The 6663-nt window shown below is 36.0% G+C and carries 9 protein-coding genes; all 9 read right to left on the bottom strand.

What is annotated here, in order from left to right:
- Positions 1 to 505: 50S ribosomal protein L1 (gene rplA, locus Q1K13_RS09680; RefSeq protein ID WP_300350124.1), on the bottom strand; the 505-nt coding region annotated here is incomplete at its 3' end.
- Between the two features lie 54 nt (positions 506 to 559).
- On the bottom strand, positions 560 to 985 hold the full coding sequence (rplK, locus tag Q1K13_RS09675) for a 50S ribosomal protein L11 (protein ID WP_024614764.1): 426 nt from the start codon (positions 983 to 985) through the stop codon (positions 560 to 562).
- Positions 986 to 1076: 91 nt separating this feature from the next.
- Entirely contained in the window at positions 1077 to 1598 is a 522-nt protein-coding gene (nusG, locus tag Q1K13_RS09670; protein WP_024614765.1) for a transcription termination/antitermination protein NusG, read from the bottom strand.
- 31 nt (positions 1599 to 1629) lie between these two features.
- Positions 1630 to 1854: a preprotein translocase subunit SecE gene (gene secE, locus Q1K13_RS09665; RefSeq protein WP_300350118.1), complete on the bottom strand. Its 225-nt coding sequence runs from the start codon at positions 1852 to 1854 to the stop codon at positions 1630 to 1632.
- 53 nt (positions 1855 to 1907) lie between these two features.
- A complete protein-coding gene (gene rpmG / locus Q1K13_RS09660) occupies positions 1908 to 2057 on the bottom strand; it encodes a 50S ribosomal protein L33 (RefSeq protein ID WP_024614767.1) in 150 nt (49 codons plus the stop codon).
- Between the two features lie 210 nt (positions 2058 to 2267).
- Positions 2268 to 3461, bottom strand: a complete 1194-nt coding sequence (tuf, locus tag Q1K13_RS09655; protein ID WP_300350113.1) for an elongation factor Tu — start codon at positions 3459 to 3461, stop codon at positions 2268 to 2270.
- Positions 3462 to 3533: 72 nt separating this feature from the next.
- Entirely contained in the window at positions 3534 to 5600 is a 2067-nt protein-coding gene (gene fusA / locus Q1K13_RS09650; RefSeq protein ID WP_300350111.1) for an elongation factor G, read from the bottom strand.
- 80 nt (positions 5601 to 5680) lie between these two features.
- Positions 5681 to 6151 (bottom strand): 30S ribosomal protein S7, encoded by a 471-nt coding sequence (gene rpsG, locus Q1K13_RS09645; RefSeq protein WP_003452182.1) that lies wholly within the window; start codon positions 6149 to 6151, stop codon positions 5681 to 5683.
- Between the two features lie 159 nt (positions 6152 to 6310).
- The coding region (gene rpsL, locus Q1K13_RS09640) for a 30S ribosomal protein S12 (protein ID WP_300350093.1) at positions 6311 to 6663 on the bottom strand (353 nt) is incomplete at its 5' end.

Here is a 6663-nt window from a genome sequence, read left to right as displayed (position 1 = left end):
CGATAGCAGTTTTATCAACTCTATACTCAACCTTACCAGCTTTTATTTCAGCTATTGCTTTAGCAACATCAAATGTTACTGTTCCTGATTTTGGGTTTGGCATTAAACCTTTAGGTCCTAAAACTCTACCGATTCTACCAACAACTCCCATCATATCTGGAGTAGCTACAACTACATCGTAGTCGAACCAATTTTCTGTTTGGATCTTTTGAACTAATTCTTCAGCTCCAACAAAATCTGCTCCCGCTTCTTGAGCTTCTTTAGCTTTATCTCCTTTTGCGAAAACTAAAACTCTTACGTTTTTACCAGTTCCGTTTGGTAAAACTACTGCACCTCTTACTTGTTGGTCAGCATGTCTTGGATCTACTCCAAGTCTAACGTGTAGTTCGATTGTTTCATCGAAGTTAGCTTTTGCAGTTTTAACAGCAAGCTCTAAAGCTTCTGCTGGATTATATAAAGCACTTTTATCTATTAACTTTGCACTTTCAACATATTTCTTTCCCATTAATAAGCCTCCTTTGTGGTATTAGCGGTTTGTACCTCCCACTATTTTTGTGAATTACTCTTCGATAGTTACACCCATACTCTTAGCTGTACCTTCGATCATTCTCATAGCACTTTCGATTGTAGCAGCGTTTAAGTCAGGCATTTTCATTTCTGCGATTTTCTTAACTTGTTCTTTAGTTAATTGTCCAACCTTTGTTCTGTTTGGAACTCCTGATCCGCTTTCAAGTCCTAATTCTTTCTTTATTAGAACTGCAGCTGGAGGAGTCTTTAAGATAAAACTAAAAGATCTGTCTTGGTAAACTGTGATTACTACTGGTATTATTAATCCAGCTTGATTAGCAGTTTTTGCATTGAACTCCTTACAGAATCCCATTATGTTTACACCGTGTTGTCCTAAAGCTGGACCTACTGGTGGTGCTGGAGTTGCCTTTCCTGCAGGAAGTTGAAGTTTAATCATTCCAGTTACTTTCTTAGCCATTGTTTATTCCTCCTATACTGTGGTATATACGGACAATATGTATTATTTTTTTGTCCTCCCACTTAATTAAAACATTAGTTATAACATAAAATTATACTAATTTTTCTACTTGATTAAAATCTAGCTCTGCTAATGTTTCTCTTCCGAACATATCAACAAGAGCTTTAATTTTTTGTTTTTCAAGATTTATCTCTTGAATTGTAGCCACGAATTCTCTAAGTGGTCCTGAGATAACTCTTATACTTTCACCTACTTCAAGATCAATATCTACAGGTAGTTCTAAAACTCCCATTGATTCAATCTCTTCTTCAGTAAGAGGAACTGGTTTAGATCCAGGTCCTACAAATCCTGTAACGCCTCTTGTGTTTCTAACAACATACCAAGATTCGTCTGTCATTAGCATTTTTACTATTACATATCCTGGAAATTTCTTTTTAAGGGAAACTTTTTGTTTTCCATCTTTTTCTTCAATTACTTCTTCCATTGGTATTTGGATATCATGAATTAATGATTCAAGATGTCTGTTTTCAACAACTTTTTCTATGTTAACCTTAACTTTATTTTCATATCCAGAATACGTATGTACTACATACCATCTTGCTCTTTCACTCATATTAATCGGTGATTAACACCCAAACCTCCCTTTACTTAAGTTTCAAAACTACTTCAAAGAGGTTTTGAAAAATATAATCTAGTCCACCTACAAGTATAATATATACTATAGAGAACCCAAGAACTGCAATCAATGCTTTTTTTGTTTCATTCTTTGAAGGCCACGTAATTCTTTTGAATTCCGCTTTTACATCTTTAAAGAATTTAAACATACCACTCTTTTGAGCGGCTCCAGTTTTTACATTATTACCAGCCATAGTTTTCACATCCTTAACAATATTCAAGTCTGTGTCTTTACTTAAGCGCTAAACTATTTAGTTTCTCTATGAAGAGTATGCTTTTTACAGAACTTACAATATTTTTTCATTTCCATTCTGTCTGGGTTGTTTTTCTTGTTCTTCATTGAGTCATAATTTCTTTGTTTACACTCTGTGCAAGCTAAAGTTATTTTTACTCTCACGGTCTGCACCTCCAGTTTTAAATATATATTCTAAGAGATATACCTCTTACAGTATCTGTTTCGTGACTTCATGAGTTACTTTCTCACATTATCACAATTTATTTAAACTGTCAATAATCTATCCTTTGTAAAGGACTAGGTAATTTACCCAGTCCTTCTAATAAATTATTATTGACAGTTATAATCTATAATATACCATTTTGTTTATTACTATTCGATTATGCTAGTAACAACTCCTGAACCTACTGTTCTTCCACCTTCTCTGATCGCGAATCTTAATCCTTCGTCCATTGCAACTGGGTTGATTAATTCAACGTTCATGTCGATGTGGTCTCCTGGCATTACCATTTCCATTCCGTCTGGTAATTTGATTGATCCTGTTACGTCAGTTGTTCTGAAGTAGAATTGTGGTCTATATCCATCAAAGAATGGAGTATGTCTTCCACCTTCTTCTTTTTTAAGTACGTATACTTGACCTACGAACTTTTTGTGTGGGTGAACTGAACCAGGTTTAGCTAATACTTGACCTCTTTCGATTTCAGTTCTTTGAACTCCTCTTAATAATGCTCCGATGTTATCTCCAGCTTGCGCTTCGTCTAGTAACTTTCTGAACATTTCGATTCCTGTAACAACAGTTTTCTTGATTTCTTCGCTTAATCCTACGATTTCAACTTCTGCTCCTACATTTAAGATTCCTCTTTCAACTCTTCCTGTAGCAACTGTTCCTCTACCAGTGATTGTGAATACATCTTCGATTGGCATTAAGAATGGCTTATCTGTTGCTCTTTCTGGAGTTGGTACGTAGCTATCTACTGCATCCATTAACTCTTCGATACATGCGATTGAAGCTTCATCAGTTGGGTTTTCTAATGCTTTTAATGCTGAACCCTTTATTACTGGAATATCATCTCCTGGGAAGTTGTATTCGCTTAATAATTCTCTGATTTCCATTTCAACTAATTCTAATAATTCTTCGTCATCAACCATATCTGCTTTGTTTAAGAATACTACGATGTGGTCAACTCCAACTCTTGATGCAAGTAGGATATGCTCTCTTGTTTGAGGCATTGGACCATCTGCTGCTGAACAAACTAAGATTGCTCCATCCATTTGTGCTGCTCCTGTGATCATGTTCTTAACGTAGTCAGCATGTCCTGGACAGTCAACGTGAGCATAGTGTCTGTTTTCTGTTTCGTACTCAACGTGTGCTGAGTTGATTGTGATTCCTCTTTCTTTTTCTTCTGGTGCTTTATCGATTTCGTCATATTTGAATGACTCAGCGAATCCCTTATTTGCTAATACTGCTGTAATAGCTGCTGTTAATGTAGTCTTACCGTGGTCTACGTGACCGATTGTTCCAATGTTAACGTGTGGTTTGCTTCTTTCAAATTTTGCTTTTGACATTGCAAATTCCTCCTTTAATTTAAAAATATTATATACATTTATATATTAAAGAAGCTTTAAAAGCTTCTTTAATTATTTATTTTTTTTACCTGCAACTTCTTCTTGGATGCTCTTAGGAACGTCATCATAGTGATCGAATTCCATTGCATAAGTTCCTCTACCTTGAGTTCTTGATCTTAATGCAGTTGCGTATCCAAACATTTCTGATAGTGGGATGAATGCTCTTATGATTTGTGCACCATTTCTTGAGTCCATTCCTTCCATTCTACCTCTTCTTGAGTTAACATCTCCTATAACGTCTCCCATATACTCTTCTGGTACAGTGATTTCAACTTTCATTATAGGCTCAAGTAATACAGCATCAGCTTTAGCCATAGCGTTTTTGAATGCCATAGATCCAGCTATTTTGAATGCCATTTCAGATGAATCGACATCATGGTATGATCCGTCGAATAATCTTATTTTGAAGTTTATAACTGGGTATCCAGCTATTATACCACTTTCTGCAGCTTCTCTGATTCCGTTATCTACTGCTGGAATGTATTCTCTTGGAATAGCTCCTCCAACGATAGCATTTTCGAATTCATATTCGCCTTCAGTTGGTATCATTTCTATCTTACAGTGACCGTATTGTCCTCTACCACCAGATTGTCTAGCAAATTTAGCTTCTGCTTCAACAGCCTTTTTGATAGTTTCTTTGTAAGCAACTTGAGGAGCACCTACGTTACACTCAACTTTGAATTCTCTTTGTAATCTATCAACGATGATATCTAAGTGAAGCTCACCCATACCAGCTATGATAGTTTGACCTGTTTCTTGATCAGTCCAAGTTTTGAAAGTTGGATCCTCTTCAGCAAGCTTTGATAAAGCTATACCCATTTTTTCTTGACCAGCTTTTGTCTTTGGCTCGATAGCTATAGATATAACTGGCTCTGGGAATTCCATCTTTTCAAGTATTATTGGAGCTGCTTCTGTACATAAAGTATCTCCAGTAGTTGTGTTCTTAAGACCTATTACAGCTCCTAATTCAGCTGCTTCTAATGATTCAACTTCCTCTCTTGAGTTAGCGTGCATCTTAACAAGTCTTCCGATTCTTTCTTTTTTACCCTTAGTTGAGTTTAATACGTATGAACCGCTCTCTAAAACTCCTGAGTAAACTCTTGTGAATGCTAATCTTCCAACGAATGGGTCAGTAGCTATTTTGAATGCTAAAGCTGACATTGGAGCGTCATCTGAAGCTTCTCTAACTTCTTCTTCACCGTCTAAGTTAGTACCTTTAACAGCAGGTATGTCTAATGGTGATGGTAAGTAATCAACAACACCATCGATCATTTGTTGAACACCTTTGTTTTTGTATGATGATCCACAGATAACTGGGATTATTTCATTGTTGATAGTAGCTTTTCTTAAAGCAACTTTTAATTCTTCAAGAGTTAATTCTTCACCTTCTAAGTATTTCATCATTAACTCTTCATCAGTTTCAGCTATAGCTTCGATCATAGCAGCTCTGTACTCTTCTGCTTTATCAGCTAAATCAGCTGGAACTTCACCTACTTCTATGTCTTTTCCTAAGTCATCTTTGAAGATTATTGCTTGGTTAGTTAATAAATCAACCATTCCTTGGAATTGATCTTCTTGACCTATTGGAATTTGGATTGCAACAGCATTAGTTTGTAATCTTTCTCTAACTGTGTTTATACAGTTGTAGTAGTCTGCTCCTGTAGCATCCATTTTGTTTACGTATATCATTCTTGGAACGTCGTACTTGTCTGCCTGTCTCCAAACAGTTTCAGTTTGTGGTTCAACTCCACTCTTAGCATCAAGAACAGTAACAGCTCCATCAAGAACTCTTAATGATCTTTCAACCTCAACTGTGAAGTCTACGTGTCCTGGAGTATCGATTATGTTTAATTCATAACCTTTCCAGAAACAAGTTGTAGCAGCAGAAGTTATTGTTATACCTCTTTCTTGCTCTTGAGCCATCCAGTCCATAGTTGAAGCTCCATCATGAGTTTCCCCTATTTTGTGGTTTCTTCCTGTATAGAAAAGAATACGCTCAGTAGTAGTTGTTTTACCAGCATCTATATGTGCCATTATTCCGAAGTTACGGAATTTTTCTAACGGATATTGTCTAGCCATTGTGACTCCTCCTCTCAACGTATAGTGTTTTTAAATTCAACAAAACTGTTTTGGCTTTTAGCCAAAACAGTTTCATTTTATTAATATCTGTAATGAGCAAATGCTTTATTAGCTTCAGCCATTTTGTGAGTATCTTCTCTCTTCTTAACAGCTGCTCCAGTATTATTAGCTGCATCCATTAATTCTCCAGCTAATCTTTCTCTCATATACTTCTCGCCTCTTTTTCTTGAAGCTGCAAGAAGCCATCTTAATCCTAAAGTCTGTCTTCTTTCAGGTCTTACTTCTATTGGAACTTGGTAGTTAGCACCACCTATTCTTCTAGCTTTAACCTCTAATAAAGGCATTATGTTGTTCATTGCTTCCTCAAAAACTTCCATAGCATCTCTGCCAGTTTTCTCATTGATTATTTGGAAAGCATCGTAGCATATTTTTTGTGCTACTCCTTTTTTACCGTCTTCCATTACGTTATTTATTAACTTAGTAACAACTTTTGAATTGTACACTGGATCTGGTAATACATCTCTTTTTGCAATATGTCCTTTTCTTGGCACTTTTCTTCCCTCCTTAACAATTTTTGTTTAAGTTCATCGGTACTCGACACAACTTAATCGATTGTCGTAAAGTGCTTGCTTCATAATCTATATTTAAACTTCGAACAGTTATTTATCTAAACTTGAAGACATAGCACTTAAACTAAGTTTAAGCAATAATTATTTCTTTTGCTTTGGTTTCTTAGCACCGTACTTTGATCTTCCTTGCATTCTGTTAGCTACTCCAGCTGAGTCTAAAGCTCCTCTTACTATGTGGTATCTAACACCAGGAAGGTCTTTAACTCTTCCACCTCTTATAAGAACAACACTATGCTCTTGTAAGTTGTGGCCTACACCAGGAATGTAAGCTGTTACTTCGTATCCATTAGTTAATCTTACTCTGGCGATTTTTCTTAACGCTGAGTTAGGTTTCTTAGGAGTAGTTGTTTTAACTACAGTACAAACTCCTCTTTTTTGTGGACACTCTTTAAGAGCTGGTGCAGTTGATTTTGATGCTACTGTTTTTCTGCCTT

The sequence above is a fragment of the Clostridium sp. genome (genome assembly GCF_029267215.1).
Taxonomy (GTDB): domain Bacteria; phylum Bacillota; class Clostridia; order Clostridiales; family Clostridiaceae; genus Sarcina.
The sequence above is the reverse complement of the archived record's forward strand: the minus strand, read 5'-3'. Positions and strand labels throughout refer to the sequence as shown.

Coding starts and splice junctions, on each gene's coding strand:
- rplK (WP_024614764.1), bottom strand. CDS start 985: ATGGCTAAGAAAGTAACTGGAATGATTAAACTTCAACTTCCTGCAGGA.
- tuf (WP_300350113.1), bottom strand. CDS start 3,461: ATGTCAAAAGCAAAATTTGAAAGAAGCAAACCACACGTTAACATTGGA.
- nusG (WP_024614765.1), bottom strand. CDS start 1,598: ATGAGTGAAAGAGCAAGATGGTATGTAGTACATACGTATTCTGGATAT.
- fusA (WP_300350111.1), bottom strand. CDS start 5,600: ATGGCTAGACAATATCCGTTAGAAAAATTCCGTAACTTCGGAATAATG.
- secE (WP_300350118.1), bottom strand. CDS start 1,854: ATGGCTGGTAATAATGTAAAAACTGGAGCCGCTCAAAAGAGTGGTATG.